The 17,249-nt window shown below is 31.0% G+C and carries 20 protein-coding genes; all 20 read right to left on the bottom strand.

Features of this window, described 5'->3' with window-relative positions:
* Nucleotides 1–6: 6 nt before the first annotated feature.
* Nucleotides 7–405, bottom strand: a complete 399-nt coding sequence (locus tag AC0LWJ_RS02300) for a flagellar basal body-associated FliL family protein (RefSeq protein WP_474236991.1) — start codon at nt 403–405, stop codon at nt 7–9.
* Between the two features lie 49 nt (nt 406–454).
* Nucleotides 455–637 carry a flagellar FlbD family protein gene (locus tag AC0LWJ_RS02295; protein WP_474236992.1) on the bottom strand — a complete coding sequence of 61 codons (183 nt, stop codon included), beginning with the start codon at nt 635–637 and terminating at the stop codon, nt 455–457.
* Nucleotides 638–681: 44 nt separating this feature from the next.
* Complete coding sequence (gene flgF, locus AC0LWJ_RS02290; RefSeq protein WP_474236993.1) at nt 682–1,917, bottom strand: flagellar basal-body rod protein FlgF; 1,236 nt, start codon at nt 1,915–1,917, stop codon at nt 682–684.
* Between the two features lie 76 nt (nt 1,918–1,993).
* A complete protein-coding gene (locus AC0LWJ_RS02285; protein WP_474236994.1) occupies nt 1,994–2,353 on the bottom strand; it encodes a TIGR02530 family flagellar biosynthesis protein in 360 nt (119 codons plus the stop codon).
* Nucleotides 2,354–2,366: 13 nt separating this feature from the next.
* Nucleotides 2,367–2,759 carry a flagellar hook capping FlgD N-terminal domain-containing protein gene (locus AC0LWJ_RS02280; RefSeq protein WP_474236995.1) on the bottom strand — a complete coding sequence of 131 codons (393 nt, stop codon included), beginning with the start codon at nt 2,757–2,759 and terminating at the stop codon, nt 2,367–2,369.
* Between the two features lie 16 nt (nt 2,760–2,775).
* Entirely contained in the window at nt 2,776–4,185 is a 1,410-nt protein-coding gene (locus tag AC0LWJ_RS02275; protein WP_474236996.1) for a flagellar hook-length control protein FliK, read from the bottom strand.
* Nucleotides 4,186–4,200: 15 nt separating this feature from the next.
* Nucleotides 4,201–4,731 carry a MotE family protein gene (locus AC0LWJ_RS02270; protein WP_474236997.1) on the bottom strand — a complete coding sequence of 177 codons (531 nt, stop codon included), beginning with the start codon at nt 4,729–4,731 and terminating at the stop codon, nt 4,201–4,203.
* A 61-nt stretch (nt 4,732–4,792) separates the two neighbouring features.
* Complete coding sequence (gene fliJ, locus AC0LWJ_RS02265; RefSeq protein WP_474236998.1) at nt 4,793–5,245, bottom strand: flagellar export protein FliJ; 453 nt, start codon at nt 5,243–5,245, stop codon at nt 4,793–4,795.
* A 4-nt stretch (nt 5,246–5,249) separates the two neighbouring features.
* Nucleotides 5,250–6,563, bottom strand: a complete 1,314-nt coding sequence (gene fliI / locus AC0LWJ_RS02260) for a flagellar protein export ATPase FliI (protein WP_474236999.1) — start codon at nt 6,561–6,563, stop codon at nt 5,250–5,252.
* On the bottom strand, nt 6,553–7,299 hold the full coding sequence (locus AC0LWJ_RS02255) for a FliH/SctL family protein (RefSeq protein WP_474237000.1): 747 nt from the start codon (nt 7,297–7,299) through the stop codon (nt 6,553–6,555). The genes fliI and AC0LWJ_RS02255 overlap by 11 nt, the downstream gene beginning before the upstream one ends.
* Nucleotides 7,292–8,299, bottom strand: coding sequence for a flagellar motor switch protein FliG (fliG, locus tag AC0LWJ_RS02250; protein ID WP_474237001.1), 1,008 nt, complete (start codon nt 8,297–8,299; stop codon nt 7,292–7,294). The genes AC0LWJ_RS02255 and fliG overlap by 8 nt, the downstream gene beginning before the upstream one ends.
* 12 nt (nt 8,300–8,311) lie before the next feature.
* Nucleotides 8,312–9,814: a flagellar basal-body MS-ring/collar protein FliF gene (gene fliF / locus AC0LWJ_RS02245; protein WP_474237002.1), complete on the bottom strand. Its 1,503-nt coding sequence runs from the start codon at nt 9,812–9,814 to the stop codon at nt 8,312–8,314.
* 21 nt (nt 9,815–9,835) lie between these two features.
* On the bottom strand, nt 9,836–10,123 hold the full coding sequence (gene fliE / locus AC0LWJ_RS02240; protein ID WP_474237003.1) for a flagellar hook-basal body complex protein FliE: 288 nt from the start codon (nt 10,121–10,123) through the stop codon (nt 9,836–9,838).
* A 10-nt stretch (nt 10,124–10,133) separates the two neighbouring features.
* A complete protein-coding gene (flgC, locus tag AC0LWJ_RS02235; RefSeq protein WP_474237004.1) occupies nt 10,134–10,580 on the bottom strand; it encodes a flagellar basal body rod protein FlgC in 447 nt (148 codons plus the stop codon).
* A 5-nt stretch (nt 10,581–10,585) separates the two neighbouring features.
* Nucleotides 10,586–10,993, bottom strand: coding sequence for a flagellar basal body rod protein FlgB (gene flgB, locus AC0LWJ_RS02230; protein WP_474237005.1), 408 nt, complete (start codon nt 10,991–10,993; stop codon nt 10,586–10,588).
* A 196-nt stretch (nt 10,994–11,189) separates the two neighbouring features.
* Nucleotides 11,190–11,960 carry a GTP-sensing pleiotropic transcriptional regulator CodY gene (gene codY / locus AC0LWJ_RS02225; protein ID WP_474237006.1) on the bottom strand — a complete coding sequence of 257 codons (771 nt, stop codon included), beginning with the start codon at nt 11,958–11,960 and terminating at the stop codon, nt 11,190–11,192.
* A 24-nt stretch (nt 11,961–11,984) separates the two neighbouring features.
* The gene (gene hslU / locus AC0LWJ_RS02220; protein ID WP_474237007.1) at nt 11,985–13,367 is read right to left on the bottom strand and encodes an ATP-dependent protease ATPase subunit HslU; all 1,383 of its coding nucleotides are present in this window, start codon (nt 13,365–13,367) and stop codon (nt 11,985–11,987) included.
* A 16-nt stretch (nt 13,368–13,383) separates the two neighbouring features.
* Nucleotides 13,384–13,914 (bottom strand): ATP-dependent protease subunit HslV, encoded by a 531-nt coding sequence (hslV, locus tag AC0LWJ_RS02215; RefSeq protein ID WP_474237008.1) that lies wholly within the window; start codon nt 13,912–13,914, stop codon nt 13,384–13,386.
* A gap of 83 nt (nt 13,915–13,997) precedes the next feature.
* Nucleotides 13,998–16,055: a type I DNA topoisomerase gene (gene topA / locus AC0LWJ_RS02210; protein WP_474237009.1), complete on the bottom strand. Its 2,058-nt coding sequence runs from the start codon at nt 16,053–16,055 to the stop codon at nt 13,998–14,000.
* 37 nt (nt 16,056–16,092) lie between these two features.
* Complete coding sequence (dprA, locus tag AC0LWJ_RS02205; RefSeq protein ID WP_474237010.1) at nt 16,093–17,187, bottom strand: DNA-processing protein DprA; 1,095 nt, start codon at nt 17,185–17,187, stop codon at nt 16,093–16,095.
* Between the last annotated feature and the right edge of the window lie 62 nt (nt 17,188–17,249).

The following is a 17,249-nucleotide window of genomic DNA, read 5'->3' as shown; positions in this document are numbered from 1 at the left end:
CCTTTTCTACTGAACAATAAAATCGTCAAAATATACATTTTTAATTTTATCTGATCCAATTATTTTATTTACCTCTGTTTTTATTTCATTTTGAAGCTTCAATTGCCCTTGTGCACCGTCTATATCATCTGACGATTTATTCCTTAAAATTTGAATTATTACATCTCTTATTTTAGGGTTTTCCTTTTGCAATGAATCCAAAAGGGTCTTATCAGTTACTTGAAATTCTATTACAGCCCTAATAAATTTATTATCACCTTTAAGGTTTGTTACAAATTCTTTGCCGGGTGAATAATTATAGTATTCAATAGGCTTAGGTTTTGAATTATTGCTAAAATAAAAGAAGGAACCTCCTAAAGCAATGATTATTACAATTAAAATTATTATTAACATATTCTTTTTCATACAAACACCTCTATCTGGTTTTCTTAAAGTATATAATCTATTATATCAGTCACTTATAAATTTTCCTTTTATAGAGGATTACTTTATTAATAATCTCATCTTTACTCTCTTTAACAACTATCCTTCTGCCGGTTGTAAGACTAATAACAGTATCAGGTGTTTCTTCAATAAATTCTATTAAATCAGCATTAACTATAAATTCATCCCCATTAATCCTCGTTACACTTATCATATTACACCACCTTAATATAACCAGGCATTATAAGCCTGATTATATTATCTTTTCAAATTTACAAGGTCCTGAAGTATTTCATCTGATGTCGTGATAACCTTAGAATTTGCCTGAAATCCTCTTTCTGTTGTAATCATGTCGGAAAATTCGTTTGCAATGTCAACATTTGACATTTCCAGTGTACCGGGATTTAAAGCACCCCTCGTAGAAGTTGCCGGTGCTCCTATCATTGGATCGCCTGAGTTAACGGTATTGATAAACATGGTATTTCCGGTTTTCTCAAGCCCCATCGGGTTCTGAAAATCTGCTGTTGCAATCTGGCCAATAACCTGTCTTCTACCATTAGAATAAATTCCTGATATTACACCATATTTATCAATGTTTATATTTTCAAGAGAACCGGCAGCATTCCCATCTTTACTAAGCTCCCGTATATCTGTATCATTAGAAAACATTGTGAGCTTTGACAAATCTGTATTAACCGGACCTATTGTAGCATTGGTTTTAGTGATATCCATGGTAAATGTTAATGTTCCAGTTGCAGTACCAGAAATATTACCATTAGCATCGAAGGTCAAAGTACCATTACCTGTAATAGATGTTATACTGGAATCTGATGAATTTGCACTCCAATCCCAAGTGTTAGAAGCAGTTCTTTTAAAATTTATTGTCACAATATGGCTTCCACCTTGCGAATCATAAACTGTTACATTATACGATGCACTGCTATTTATTGGTGTTGCAGCATTGAGATTACCACCTATTTGTAATTGCGTTGTTGTTGCGGGATTTGTATTAGACCAGTCTTTTAAGCTGATAGGCTTAATACTGCTAGAATCTGTACTAATTGTCTTACCATCAGACGACATCCATCCTAAAACCTTATAACCATCAGGTGTTACAAGTTCACCGTTTGAATCAAAGGAAAAATTTCCTGCTCGTGTATACAAATTAGCTCCTCCGTTTGAAACAATGAAAAAGCCATTACCATCTATTGAAAGGTCAGTTGAGTTGTCAGTTCTCTGCGCACCACCTCTTGAAAAATTAGTATCAATTGAACCAATAGCAACTCCAAGCCCAATCTGCTGTGGATTTGTACCTCCGCCATTTCCCTGTGCCGCAGAAGCACCTTTTATTGTTTGACTAAATATTTCCTTAAATGTCATCCTGCTGGATTTATATCCAATAGTATTGACATTTGCTATATTATTTCCTATAACGTCCATTTTTGCCTGATGTGCCCTTAAACCTGAAACTGCAGAATATATTGACCTTAACATTCTTTTATCCTCCTTTATTCTGTGCTGTCTGCTTTATCTATCGTTCAAAAGCAACAAGCCTCCATAATGGTCCAGCTTATATTATTACAGCACCATCAATATTTGTTATAACATTATTTTTTAGTGCTTGTCCATCCATGGCAGTAATTACTGTTCTATTCTTTAAATTAACTACAAAGGCTTTTCTATCGATTAATATTAAAGTATTTCTAATACCTTTTGATTCAGCCTTGTTTACAGCTTCAATCAACTTATTATATTCGGTTTCAGAAATATTTAAATTCCTCATACTGATTCTTTCTATTGCATGTTTGGAAAATTTTAATTCTTCTTTCTTTTTGCTAAATATATCTTCAAATTTATTGTTTTTTACACTGCTTGTCTTATTTGAAATACCATTAACATATACATATCCTGTTAATTTTATTTTATCCATTAGTATCAACACCTTAAGTAGTAACAGTTACAACTGAATCAATAGGAACATCTGCATCTTGAACTTTTAGATAAAATTGACCATCTTGAGAAAATACACCTTCTACTTTTCCATTAATATTTTTTGATACTCCTCCGTCATTTATTGTAGCAGATATTGTTTTACCCAAAAGGTTATATGCTTTTACCGCATTAAAACTTGAATTTAAATTCTGCATTTGCTCTAATGAAGAAAACTGTGCCATTTGAGCAATAAATTCCTTATCATCCATTGGATTTAAAGGGTCTTGATTTTTTAATTGTGTTACAAGAAGCTGTAAAAAATCATTTTTACCCAGGGCAGAATTAGGGTTTGCAACCGGCGCATTTGTGTTTAAATAATTGTTGTAATTAGTATTAATATCCATTGACTTAGCCCCCTTCTTATACCATGACATCAACATGGTCATCTGATATAAAATTATTTATATTCTCTGATACAGCACTATTTTCTAAAAAATAGTTATTATACGAAGTAAACATGAAACTTCTATTGCCTGAATTTTGACTATTTCCCTCCCCTTTAAAGTTCTGTCCATTATACTGGGATGCAAACTGCATATTTTTATCAACAGAAACGTTAAAGTTATCAATTTTTATGCCCTTTGCCTCCAGTTGGCTATTTAAGATACCTACATTAGCCTCAATTTGATGCTTGACTTTTTCATTTTCTGTAATTATATTTGCAATTAAATTGCCGCCGTTTGATTGCAGGTTTATCTCCACTTTTCCAAGAAAATCCGGTTTTAATTGTATTTTTAATATTGACGTAGATTCAGTCTTGGAAAGATTAATATTTTTAACAATCTGGTTAATAATATCAACATCCTTATCAGGCAGCCTTACATCTTTATTATTTGAAATCACTTTATTAGTTGTAGTTTTTAAAGGAAAATCATTTGAAATATTCTGATTGTTCTCAAAACTCATTTTGAAATCTTCATGTGGTTTATTTTCACTTTGTTTATCCTGTGAATTTTTAATTTTAATTATATTATCTTCTGCAATGCCACTGTCATCTTTCATTGTCTGATTATCATTTTGGAGAAAATTTCTTTGCTGATTTACGTATTTTATATTTTTAATTATTTTTTGGTCTTCTATTTGTTCCACATCAATATTATTTTTTGCTTTTATATTTTCTTTGTTCTTTATATTTGATTCTTCATATGGAACAAGCAAATGAGTACTTTCTGCTTTAGTTTGCATATTTGTAACTAAAACAGAATCTTTACCACTATTTACCTCTGAAATTAAAGCTGCTTTGTTATTTAAAGTCATATCAGCTTTTGTATCATAGTCATCATTTATTTTATCAAGCTTATTTTCTTTCATGCCTTTCAAAATATCATCAGGAGCAATTTTTATACCAAAATTATTTTCTAAAATTTGCGAAATCTTTTTTGATACCTCTTTTAAATCAAGATTATTTATACTCAAATTTTTTATTAGATTTGTTCCAAATTGTTGTAATTCATTATTATCCATAGCTGTAATATTTCCTTTGTTAATATCTTTTAATATATTATTTATCATGTTTTGAAGGATTGATAATGTTAAAGGATTTGCATTTTTTTCTGATATAGTATTATCTTTCAAAGAATTTAAGGTAAAAACCGTATTATTAATTTTTTTACTACTTTTAAATTGTGAAAATAATGCCGTTTTACATAGCTCTATATCAAGATTTTCACCAATTACATCTTTAAAAGATTTTACTGCATTGTTTTTATCTTCTGTATTGCTTTTTGCCATCTTTAACTGGACTATATTTTGTATTACGGGCTGAATCATTATTTCACCTCCTTTCTATGGAATTTTTTGAGTATTATTTACTAATATTTTTGTTATCTGAGCTGCTCTATCTGCATTCATAAAGCTTAGTATTTTAGATGCACTATCCTTATTCATATTACTTAATATGGTTATTACAATATTATCGTCGCTTATTTTGTTTAAAATACCTGCCGCATTTTGTGGGTCCATATTATCATAATATGTTGCAAGGTCTTTCATACTCGTTTTTTTTGCATCCAGTTGCAGCTTTAAATTATTTAAATCACTTTCTTTTTTATTTAATTGCATTTGCAAATCATCAAGCTGTTTTTGCTTATCATTAAGGCTTGCTTCTCTTTCATTTAATTTTTTTTCTTTTTGTGATAATTCATTTTCTAAATTCTTTAATTGATCCTGACTATTATCAACCTTTTTAGCAGAAATCATATTTTTAAATATTGGTATTTTACTGATTTGTGTTAATACTCGATTGCTAATACCACCAATATTAAAGTAAAATAATGCACCAGAAGCAGCAGCAATTATTAATATAAAAATTATCATTAATAATTTAATAGACCGTTTTTTTTTAATGGCTGACTTTCCATTGAATTTCTTCCTCCTATTATAGTTCTGTTATAGATTTTGCAATCTTAAAGCAAATTTGTTCATCTATGAATAAATTTTGTTCTATACTCTGCAAATACAGATATTCCAAATATCTTCTTTCTTTTAAATTTTCAAGGGATTTTTTTTCTTTATTGACCTCAATAAGTTTTTCTCTTCTAAATTTTATTTCTTTTTTTAATTCGCATATAATATTTTTTTGTTCGTCTATTTTTTTGTATATTATGTTCATATATAAGTTGTTTTGAATAATATCTCTTGCTTTCATACCCGTTTTTGTCTGCTTATTATTATTTTCTATAAGCCTTGTTACTTCTTTTGATAATTCATTTAATCTTTTTTTATGATATTCATATTTATTAATTACAACAGCCAAATTTTCCTCTTCAAGTTTTTGAGTATGTTTTTTAAAACTTAAAATTGGTTGAAGTGAATACTCGAATTTTTTCATTTTATCACCTGTTTAAAATATTTTTAAGCATCTCAACAGTTTCTTTAAAACTGTATACATCATTAGTCTGCTGCTTTAAAAAGCCCATCATGCTGTTATTTAATGAGATTGCCTCATCGATTTTAGGGTTACTTCCGTATGTATATGCGCCTATATTTATCAAGTCTTCAGATTCTGTATAAACCGTCAATATATTTTTAAATTTTGCAATTAGTTCTTTATGTTCATCTGAAATTATATCATTCATAACCCTGCTAACACTTGATAAAACATCAATCGCAGGATAGTGGTTTTTATTAGCCAATTTCCTTGATAAAACAATATGTCCATCTAATATTCCCCTTACGGCATCTGTAATAGGCTCATTTAGGTCATCGCCGTCAACTAAAACAGTATAAAGTGCCGTAATAGAACCTAAATTAGAGCATCCTGTCCTTTCTAAAAGCTTTGGCAAAACCGAAAAAACAGATGGAGTATATCCACGGGATACAGGTGCTTCACCCACTGATAAACCAACTTCTCTTTGTGCCATAGCAAAACGAGTTATTGAATCCATCATCAAAAGTACATTAAGACCCTTATCCCTGAAATATTCAGCAATTGCTGTTGCTGTCATAGCGCCTTTTACTCTCATTAAAGCAGGTGTATCTGAAGTTGCAACAACCAATATAGATTTTTTAAGTCCCTTTTCACCTAAATCTTTTTCAATAAACTCATTAACTTCTCTCCCTCTTTCGCCAATTAAAGCTATAACATTTAAATCTGCTTTTGCATTTCTTGCCATCATACCAAGCAATGTACTTTTCCCTACCCCACTGCCGGAAAAAATACCTATTCTTTGACCCTTCCCGCAGGTTAACAAGCCATCAATAGCTTTTACACCAAGAGGCATGACCTCATGAATCCTTTTTCTTTTTAGTGGAAGGGGTGGCGTATTGTTTATGCTGGTATACTTTTTAAACTTGATACAGCCTTTTCCATCTAATGGATTTCCAAGTGCATCAAGAACCCTTCCCAACAGATTTTCACCTACGCCAATTTTTAATTTTTGACCTGTTGCAATAACACTGTTACCCGGACCTATGCCTTCCATATTGTCAAACGGCATTAAATATACTTTATCTTTTTTAAAGCCAACAACTTCAGCTAATATAGTGGTTCCATTTATGGATTTTATCTTGCAAACCTCTCCAATATTTGAAATCGGACCAATGCTTTCAATTGTCAACCCAATAACCTGTGATATTTTACCTGAATATTGTATAAAATTTTTTTCCATAAGGATATTTTTATATTTATCCAAGATTTTATTGCTCATTTAATACACCCTCTAATATTTCCTTTAATGTATTTATTTGAACTAATACTCCGGAATTTATCATTCCATACGGTGTATTTATAACACAATCTCCCTTTTTAAGAGATAAATCTTTTACAAAATTTATATCATCTACAAATTTAATATTTTTTATTATTTTTTCTTTATTTTTTATACAATAGTCATAATCTTTTTCACAAACTCTTACTATAACCTTATCAGAAGCCTCATAATTCTCCATTCCTTTTTTAATTAAATTTATTATTAAATCATTATTATCTTCCATATTGATATCTATTAGTTTTTCTACACAATCTATAATAATTTGCACCATGTCACTTTCATATTCATCATAAAGCTTTGACCTTTCAATCAGTATTTCTTCTTTGATTTTCTTCGCTTCATCAATAATCTTGCTTGTTTCAAAATTACCTTTTTTTATTCCTTCTTCAAAACCTTTTTTAAAGCCTACATCATATCCACTTTTTTCAGCCTCTTTTTCAATTTGGCTGGCTTTCATATGGGCTTCTTCCAAGATGTTTTCTGCTTCTATATGAGCTTTTTCAATGATTTTATTCTGTATATTCTGTATTTTTTTTAGCTCTTTCTTTATAAAATTAAAATGTTCTTCATTTAATGTATCCTGATTCCCTATGTCTTTTTTAAGGTTTATTGATTTATCTATCTCGACTGGAGGTAAAATATCTACAGCACCTGTTTTTATAACCTTAAACAATAATATCATCTCCTCCACCACGGGAAATTACTATTTCACCAGCATCTTCAAGTTTCCTGATTATATTGACAATCTTTTGCTGCGCCTCTTCCACATCTTTTAATCTTACAGGACCCATGTATTCTATATCCTCTTTTATCATATCGGCAAGGCGCTTTGACATATTGCTGTATATAACCTTCTGGACTTCTTCACTGGAACCTTTAAGTGCAAGAGCAATATCATGATTTTCAACTTCCCTAAGAACCCTTTGAATAGAGCGAGAATCCAACGTAATAATATCTTCAAAAATGAACATTCTTCTTTTGATTTCTTCTACAAGCTCTACATCCTTTGTTTCAAGTGCATCAATAATATTTTTTTCAGTTCCTCTATCAACGGAATTTAGTATTTCTACAATTGCCTGTATGCCTCCTACGGCTGTATAATCCTGTGTAACAAGTGATGAGAGTTTTTTCTCTAATATTCTCTCAACCTCTTTCACTATTTCAGGAGATGTTCCTTCCATCGTTGCTATCCTCATTGCAACTTCCGATTGTATATTTTCCGGAAGTGATGAAAGTATTGTCCCTGCTTGTTGTGGTTTTAAATATGATAGAATCATCGCAATCGTCTGTGGATGCTCATTTTGTATAAAACTTAATACCTGTGATGGATCAGCACGTCTAATAAAATCAAAAGGTCTAACTTTTAAACTTGATGTTAGTTTATTGATAACATCATATGCCTCTTGTGTACCTAATGCCTTTTCTAATATGTCTTTAGCATATTCGATACCACCTTCGACTATATACTCCTGTGCGAGGCACATGCTGTAAAAATCCTCAAGAATCTTTTCCTTTTCTTCAGGTTTTATATTTTTTATATTGGCTATTTCGAGTGTCAATTGTTCAATTTCTTCTTCTCTTAAATGTTTATATATTTGTGCTGCATTTGATGGACCTAATGCAATTAATAACATTGCGCATTTTTGCCTTCCGGTCATCGAACTCCTTCCCATTGTGACACCTTCCTATTCTTCACTAAGCCATGTTCTTATTAATTGTGCAACAATTTCAGGCTTTTGTTTAATGAATTTCTCTATTTGTTTTTTCTTTTCGTCTTTTTCAGTTGCTTCAACATCAATTTCCTCTATTGGTCTTATTAATGAAACAGCTTCTTCTCCTGTCAAACTTTCCGCAGCCTTTTTACGTTTAAACATTAAATATGAATAAACTCCTATCATTATTAAAACCGATATAAGAAGTATCCAAACATAAGGAAAACCTGCAGCGTTTTTCTGATTTTTCATTTGATTCAATAAATCAGTATTAAACTTAATCCCCTGAACAGTAACTGAAACATTTTTGCCTCCGGCGGCATTTGATACAAGATCGCTTATTTGCTGCTTCATTGAACTGTTTAAATTGTTATTATTAACAACAACCCCCAAAGATATTTTCTGTATTTTACCCTGTGCCGATGTAAGGGTTGTTTTAATCTGATTAATTTCATAATTTATTGTAGTATCTGTCTTATTATAACTAGAATTATTATTACTGCTGCCTGGATATTGTGGTGTATTGTTATTGGGTGTACCATTGGGACTACCTTGTGCTCCGCCTGTAGCTACTTCTTTCAATTCTTGTGTACTTCTTACAATACCTTTGTTATCTATTACAGGCTGCCATTCAACCTTATCCGTAACCTCTTTATCAAAATTTAAACTTACATTTGCTCTTACTATAACATTTCCGGGACCAAATACCTGCTCCAAAAGAGACTGAATATTATTTTGAAGGTCATTCTGTACCTTATTCTGCAATTCAAATTGATTGTTTGCATTGTCAGTATTATTATCATTCTGAGCTACAAGTATTTTACCATTGCCATCTATTATAGTAACATTTTCAGGCTTTAAACCCTCTATACTTTTTGAAACATAACTTGTAATACCGTTTATTTGTTGTGCCGACAAGGTAGTTCCGTTCTTTAATACAAGCATGATAGCAGCAGATGCTGTGCTTTCATTATTAGATAATGCAAAATTATTTTGATCTGGCACGACAATATTTACCTTTGCATCTTGAACTCCATCTATGGTTTTTAAGGAATTTTGTATCTCGTTTTGCACGAAATATAAATATTTTTGTCTTCTTTCTTGGTCAGTCGTTGCAAGAGAATTATTCATCGCATCATTAAAGCTAAATCCACCTTGAGGGATTCCTTCTGTCGCCAACTTCATTCTTACTTCATCTTTATATTGCGCCGGAACCATGATGGTACTTCCATTGCCGGTAATTTTATATGGAATTTTTATATCGTTCTTAAGTTTATCAATAACTGCACCGGCATCTTTGACATTTAAACCTGAATATAAAACTTCATAATTAGGCCTGTTTATTAAATAGACTAATAGCACAATGCTTCCAATTATTAATAAAGATATGATCCCAATTTGATATTTTCGCTTTGTTTCAAGTTTATTCCAATAATCTACAGCTTGATTTTTTATATTGTTAATAAAAACAGGCATTTATCCACCTCACCTCAGAAATCAAACAGGCATTTTCATTATCTCCTGATATGCATCAAGTATTTTATTTTTTATCTGGATAGTAAACTGTAATGCTATATCTGCTTTTGTTGCATCAATCATTACATTATGTAAATTGTCAATTTCACCTGTAACAAGTTTTTTGTCATTTACTTGTGATTGAATCTGCAAATTGTTTACCTCATTCATAGCAGATTGCAGAAGACCGCTAAATGAATTTACTGTATTGTTATCTGATATATTGCTAATCGGGTTAATCGTATTTATCTGTGAAACCGGATTAATCATTTAAATTCACCTAAGCCTTTCCTATTTCTAAAGCTTTTTGTACCATTGATTTTGTAGCATTTATTGCTGTAACATTTGCCTCATATGCTCTTGTTGCCGATATCATATCAACCATTTCAGATACAACATTTACATTCGGCAATTTTACATATCCAGTATTATCAGCATCAGGATTGCCCGGATCATATACCATTCGTAAAGGTGTCTTTGTATCGTCAATAATTTCTGTTGCTTCAACCCCATTTCCAAGATTTGTTCCTCTTGCCATATTTAACATGTTGCTAAAGTTTTGATCGTTTTGTATTTCTTTAAAAACAAGGAGCTTTCTTCTATATGGTCCACCACTGCTCGTCCTTGTTGTATTTACGTTTGCAATATTCTGGGATACTACATCCATCATAAGTCTTTGTGCTGTTAAGCCAGATGCACTGATATCAAAGGAACTCAAAAAACCCATTATTATTACCTCCCATCCTTGACAGCAGTCATTATAGAAGTTAATTCACCATTTACCCTCTGAACAATTGCATTATAATAAATCTGATTCTTGGCTAAATTTGACATTTCGGCATCGATATCTACATTATTCCCATCAAGCCTCATTGAAGTATTATTATCTTGAATAACTTGGGGTTTTATATCATCTAATGAAGGTACACCTATAGGAATATGTTTTGAATTTGTTATTAAACCTTGAAGTTTTTGGTTATCAATAGAATCTTTTAAAATTTCATCGAATCTGACTTCGGATTTTTTGAAACCAACTGTATCAACATTTGCGATGTTATTAGCTATAACATTGTTTTTTAACATTGCAGCATCAAGCGCTTTTCCCATGAAATTAATATTACCAAAATCTAATCCAACCAATTTTAACCCTCCTCTCTTTCAATTTTAATATTCGACAATATTTTTAAAAATCCTCCTGATTAAATAAAAAAAATTTATTATTTATCAATAAAAATAATATTCATGTTAAATTATATCAATATTTGTCAGATATTATTATATCATCTCTATCAATATTTAACTATAAGAAAAAAGTCCTATTTTCCATAGGACCTCCTTATCTTTTGATTTTCTTTAATTCTTCTATCAACTTATCATTAAGAACTTTTATATGGGTACCTTTCATTCCAAGTGACCTTGATTCTATTACACCGGCACTTTCAAATTTTCTTAACGCATTTACAATAACAGACCTTGTTATACCAACCTTATCAGCAATCTTACTTGCTACAAGTAATCCCTCGTTACCATCAAGTTCATTGAAAATATGATTAACTGCTTCAAGCTCTGAATATGATAAGGTTCCAAGAGCCATCTGCACTACCGCTCTTTTTCTCGTTTCTTCTTCTAATTCTTCGTTTTTGGACCTTAATATTTCAAGTCCAATAACCGTTGCTCCATATTCGGCTAAAATTAAATCATCCTCTGTAAATTCATTATCAATCTTAGCAAGCAGTAGGGTTCCTAATCTTTCCCCGCCGCCATTTACAGGTACAATCGTTATAAATTTAAATTTATCTGATTCTTCAAATGGATAAATATTATCTTTTATTGTTACATTCTGCTTTGTTTCAGATATTTTTAAAAGCTTTTTGTTATAAATACTTGAAATTGCTTTATTTGTAACAATGCTGCTTTCTCCAAGCGATGTTTCAAAATTCTCCAATAAACTAAGCCCCAGCAATTTCCCTTTTCTGCTTAAGATATAAACATTACAGTCTATTACATCATTTAATATTTGAGCTAATTCGTTAAAATCAAATGGTTCCTTTTTAGCTTGCTGTAAAATCCTGTTGACTTTTCTTGTTTTATCTAAAAGTTTTTCCATGGAAATCCTCCTATTTATTCCTATTTATAATATATATTTATTTACATCAAATTTACTTAAACTATCTTTTAATTGTTCGTCAATATATTTTTTATCAATAAATATTTGCTCATTATTTCTTTCAGGTGCTTCAAATGAAAGTTTCTCGAATAATTTTTCCATTACTGTATGAAGTCTTCTTGCACCTATATCTTCGGTTTGTTGATTTATTAAATATGCTATTTCAGCAATTCTATCAATAGCATCATCTGTATATTTAATATCAACACCTTCTGTTTTTAATAATTCACTGTATTGTTTCGTTAAAGCATTTTTAGGTTCTTTTAATATCCTTACAAAATCTCCTTTTGTAAGTGACTTTAACTCTACTCTTACAGGCAATCTGCCTTGAAGTTCTGGAATTAAATCTGAAACCTTAGAAACATTAAAGGCTCCTGCCGCTATAAAAAGAATATAATCCGTCTTTACCGGTCCATATTTCGTCATAACGGTACTACCTTCAATAATCGGTAATATATCCCTTTGAACACCTTCCCGTGAAACATCTGGACCATTAGAATAACCATTCCCTGCAATTTTATCTATCTCATCAATGAAAATTATCCCGTCCTGTTCAGCTCTTTCTATAGCTTCATTAATTACATCGTCCATATCTATAAGATTTTGAGCTTCCTCAGCCTCTAAAACTTTTTTCGCTTCTTTTATTGGCAATTTCTTGTATTTTTTCTTCTTTGGAAGAATATCTGAAAACATATCTTGTAAATTTATATTCATTTCTTCAGAGCCAATGTTTGAATACATTTCAAGCATAGGTGAGGACGTATCAGTTATCTCGATTTCGATAATTCTATCATCTAATTCTCCTGACCTTAATTTCTGTCTTAACTCATTTTTTTTGAAACTATTTTCATTTTCATCGACATCCTGAATGTTTTTTTCGTTTTGGCTATTAAATATCATCTCAAAGGGATTTTTAGTATAACCCCGTTTTTTACCGTGAATTATATAATCAATTATTCTATCTTCAGCAAGTAATTTCGCCCGTTCCATAACATTTTGCAGCATTTCCTCTTTTACCATTCTTATAGATGCCTCCACAAGATCTCGTATCATCGATTCTACATCTCTTCCAACATAACCTACTTCCGTAAACTTTGTTGCCTCAACTTTTACAAAAGGAGCTTCAACTAATTTAGCAATCCTTTTCGCTATTTCAGTTTTTCCAACACCGGTTGGTCCTATCATAAGAATGTTTTTCGGCGTTATCTCAGACTTCATTTCTTCAGACAGAAGATTTCTCCTGTACCTATTTCTAAGTGCAACTGCAACAGAGCGCTTTGCCATCTCCTGACCAACAATGTATTTATCAAGTTCGTTTACAATTTCACTTGGTGTATAATTCTTCATTTTTAAAATTCTCTCCTTATAAACTTTCGACAGTAATGTGATTATTGGTAAATACACATATTTCTGATGCAATCTCAAGGGATTTTCTGGCTATTTCTTCAACAGAAAGTTCTGTATTATACCTTAAAGCCAGTGCTGCTGCCATTGCATAATTACCACCAGAGCCAATTGCAATCACATCATTATCTGGCTCAATAATTTCTCCATTTCCTGATATTACCAAAGTAACTTCTCTATTTACTGCTATTAAGAGAGCTTCTAATTTTTTTAAAATTTTATCATTTCTCCATTCCTTTACCAGTTCAACAGCAGCTCTTTTAAGATTTCCACCATATTGTTCAAGTTTCTCCTCGAACATTTCTGATAATGTTAGAGCATCTGCTACTGACCCAGCAAAACCAACTATTACCTCATTGTTATACAATCTGCGTATTTTTTTAGCCCCATGTTTTAATATTGTATTTTCACCAAACGTTACCTGACCATCTCCAGCCATCGAAACCTTACCATCTTTCCTTATAGCGACTATTGTAGTTCCTTTAAACAATTTTTCACCCCCAAAAGCATTATTATATTATCACAAAATTAACATAATATCAATATAAATTCATAATTTTTATTAAATTTAAATTACTTAACAAAATCACAAGAAGAACATTTTATTATCTTTTTATTTTTTCTGTGTTTTTCAATGAGGATACTACCACATTTGGGACATTTTTCATTTACAGGTTTATCCCACAATATAAAATCACATTTCGGAGAATTTTCACAAATATAATAATTTTTCCCTTTCTTGCTTTTCTTTGATAATATTTCACCACCACATTTAGGGCATTTAACACCTGTTTTTTCAACTATGGGTTTTGTGTTTTTGCATTCCGGAAAACCTGGACAAGCAAGGAATTTCCCATAACGTCCGTATTTTATAACCATATTTCGCCCACACAATTCACATTTTATATCGGTTTCCTCATCTTTAAGCTTAATGTCCTTCATCTGCTCTTCTGCAATTTTAAGCAAATGATTAAAATCATTATAAAAGCTGTCGATAATCTCTATCCATTTTTTAATACCTTCTTCTACCTGATCAAGTTGTTTTTCCATATTTGCCGTAAACTCTACATTGACAATATTGGCAAAAAATTCTTTCATAACATCTGTGACAATAAAACCCAGTTCTGTCGGTTTTAGATTTTTACTTTCCTTAATTACGTATCCTCTGTCTAATAATGTAGATATTATAGGCGCATAGGTACTGGGTCTTCCAATACCTTTTTCTTCAAGCTCTTTTATTAAGGTAGCCTCTGTATATCTTGGCTGCGGTTTTGTAAAATGCTGAAGAGGTTTTAACTCTTTAATCTTAAGTTTCTGTCCTTCAGAAAGAAGCGGTAAGTTTTTTTCTTCTTCCTCCTGACCTGCATTTTCTGTATATACCTTCGTAAAACCCGGAAATTTAATTTTTGAACCTGATGTCTTGAAAATATAGTTATTATTAATAATATCCATATTTATTGTATCATATATAGCAGGTGACATCTGGCTGGATATAAATCTGCTCCAAATAAGCTTATATAATTTATATTGATCTGATTTTAATGATTCTTTAATTATATCAGGTTCTTTATCTATATATGAAGGCCTTATGGCTTCATGGGCATCCTGAATGTTCCCCTTTTTTTTAGTATAGGTTGCACCAGGATTTGTATATTCTTTTCCATATTTATCAAGTATATATTTATATGCTGCCTTTTTAGCTTCTTCTGATACCCTGGTTGAATCCGTTCTCATATATGTTATAAGTCCAAGACTCCCTTCACCCTTTATATCAATACCTTCATATAACTGTTGTGCAATCATCATAGTTTTTTTTGCAGTAAAACCAAGTTTTCGCGAGGCTTCTTGCTGAAGCGTACTTGTAATAAAAGGCGGTGATGGATTCCTTTTCTTAATTCCTGTCTTTACTTTGTATACAATATATTCATCTTTTAAATCTTTTATTATTTTATTTACATCTTCTTCGTTCTTAAGTTCTATTTTTTTCTCTAAACTGCCATAAAATTTGGCTTCAAAAGCATGAGAAGGATTCTCCTCATATAAAAATACTGAAATAGACCAGTACTCCTCCGGTTTAAAGTTTTCTATTTCTTTTTCACGATCACAAATTAATCTTGTAGCAACAGACTGCACTCTTCCTGCACTTAAACCCCTTTTGATTTTTTTCCACAATAGAGGACTTATATTATAACCTACAAGTCTATCTAATATCCTTCTTGCCTGTTGTGCATCGACTAAGTTCATATTTATGCTACGTGGATTTTTTATGGCATTTTGAACAGCATTCTTTGTGATTTCATTAAATTCAATCCTGCATAAATCATTAATATTTAAATTTAATATATTGGCAAGATGCCATGATATCGCTTCACCTTCTCTATCAGGGTCTGTTGCTAAGTAAATCTTTGATGCAGATTTGGCTTCTTTTTTTAATTTTTTAATGATTTCTCCTTTTCCTCGAATTGTAATATACTTTGGCAAAAAATTATTATCAATATCTATTCCCAGCTGACTTTTAGGCAAGTCTCTTATATGACCCATAGAAGCTTCAACCCTGAAACCTTTACCTAAAAATTTCGATATTGTTTTTGCTTTAGACGGTGATTCAACTATAACTAATGATTTAGACATATTTATACCCCCAAATACTTCTCAGTATATCAACTTTTTAAAATTTTTCAAAATTCTTTTCATATTTATTTCCTGGTACTCTATTAATAAAACCTTTAACAGTTAAAGATGTCAATATACAATTTATTTTACTTACAGAATAATTCATGTAATTGATTATCTCGTCTATATCCCGTGTGCAATCACATATAAATTCATAAACTTTTTTCTCGTCATTGTTTAGTGTATTTATCATTTGTTCATTTATTCTTTCTTTTATATCGGTTCTTAAATCAAATTCTTCAAGAATATCATTAACATCATTAACTAATTTAGCTCCTTGTTTTATCAGCTCATTAGTTCCTTTACTATATGCACTGGTTATATTCCCCGGTACCGCAAAAACATCCCTTCCCTGATCAAGCGCAAATTTTGCGGTTATCAAGGAACCACTTTTGACACTTGCTTCAACAACAAGAACTCCCAATGAAAGACCGCTTATTATTCTGTTTCGGGCTGGAAAATTACCTGAAACAGGTAAATAATCAATAGGAAATTCTGATATAACCGCTCCATTTTCTATAATTTCATTCATCAGTTTCTCATTTTCTTTAGGATAGGTAATATTAACGCCACAGCCTAATACAGCAATTGTTCTTCCTTGGGCTTTCATTGCCCCTTTATGCGAATAACTATCAATACCTCTTGCCATTCCACTTATAACTGTCATACCATGTTTTGCAATATCATAGGAAATCTTTTCTGCTATAAACTTACCATATGCAGTCGCATTACGTGATCCTACAACAGCAATGGATATTTCATCACATTTTTTTAATTTTCCTCTTATATAAAGTATTGGAGGAGGATTGTAAATATTTCTAAGTAATTCTGGATAATCCTCATCAGTTATCAGTAAGACCTCAATTTTATTTTTTATCAAAATATCTATATTCTTAAATGGGTTTTGCTTTTTTGCTTCTACTATATTTTTATATGTAACGCCATTCCCCAGATATTTTATAAGTTCTTTATTATCCGCTTTATATACAGCTTCTGGACTGCCAAAATAATCAACTAATTTATTAAAAGTCTTTGATCCTATTCCATTAATGGAACTTAACCATATTGCAAAAACCTTATTATTATCCATCATTACACCTTCTTACAAAAATTTCATAACATAAAAACACTTACATTATAATATAAATATAT

It is taken from the genome of Aceticella sp. 75b-Ac, from assembly GCF_056032965.2.
Note: the sequence above shows the minus strand (reverse complement) of the source record. Positions and strands in the feature narration are given on the sequence as shown.

Excerpts from the sequence above, each read along its gene's own strand:
- AC0LWJ_RS02300 (WP_474236991.1), bottom strand. The coding sequence starts at position 405 with ATGAAAAAGAATATGTTAATAATAATTTTAATTGTAATAATCATTGCT.
- AC0LWJ_RS02295 (WP_474236992.1), bottom strand. The coding sequence starts at position 637 with ATGATAAGTGTAACGAGGATTAATGGGGATGAATTTATAGTTAATGCT.
- flgF (WP_474236993.1), bottom strand. The coding sequence starts at position 1,917 with ATGTTAAGGTCAATATATTCTGCAGTTTCAGGTTTAAGGGCACATCAG.
- AC0LWJ_RS02285 (WP_474236994.1), bottom strand. The coding sequence starts at position 2,353 with ATGGATAAAATAAAATTAACAGGATATGTATATGTTAATGGTATTTCA.
- AC0LWJ_RS02280 (WP_474236995.1), bottom strand. The coding sequence starts at position 2,759 with ATGGATATTAATACTAATTACAACAATTATTTAAACACAAATGCGCCG.
- AC0LWJ_RS02275 (WP_474236996.1), bottom strand. The coding sequence starts at position 4,185 with ATGATTCAGCCCGTAATACAAAATATAGTCCAGTTAAAGATGGCAAAA.
- AC0LWJ_RS02270 (WP_474236997.1), bottom strand. The coding sequence starts at position 4,731 with ATGATAATTTTTATATTAATAATTGCTGCTGCTTCTGGTGCATTATTT.
- fliJ (WP_474236998.1), bottom strand. The coding sequence starts at position 5,245 with ATGAAAAAATTCGAGTATTCACTTCAACCAATTTTAAGTTTTAAAAAA.
- fliI (WP_474236999.1), bottom strand. The coding sequence starts at position 6,563 with ATGAGCAATAAAATCTTGGATAAATATAAAAATATCCTTATGGAAAAA.
- fliG (WP_474237001.1), bottom strand. The coding sequence starts at position 8,299 with ATGGGAAGGAGTTCGATGACCGGAAGGCAAAAATGCGCAATGTTATTA.
- fliF (WP_474237002.1), bottom strand. The coding sequence starts at position 9,814 with ATGCCTGTTTTTATTAACAATATAAAAAATCAAGCTGTAGATTATTGG.
- fliE (WP_474237003.1), bottom strand. The coding sequence starts at position 10,123 with ATGATTAATCCGGTTTCACAGATAAATACGATTAACCCGATTAGCAAT.
- flgC (WP_474237004.1), bottom strand. The coding sequence starts at position 10,580 with ATGGGTTTTTTGAGTTCCTTTGATATCAGTGCATCTGGCTTAACAGCA.
- codY (WP_474237006.1), bottom strand. The coding sequence starts at position 11,960 with ATGGAAAAACTTTTAGATAAAACAAGAAAAGTCAACAGGATTTTACAG.
- hslU (WP_474237007.1), bottom strand. The coding sequence starts at position 13,367 with ATGAAGAATTATACACCAAGTGAAATTGTAAACGAACTTGATAAATAC.
- topA (WP_474237009.1), bottom strand. The coding sequence starts at position 16,055 with ATGTCTAAATCATTAGTTATAGTTGAATCACCGTCTAAAGCAAAAACA.
- dprA (WP_474237010.1), bottom strand. The coding sequence starts at position 17,187 with ATGGATAATAATAAGGTTTTTGCAATATGGTTAAGTTCCATTAATGGA.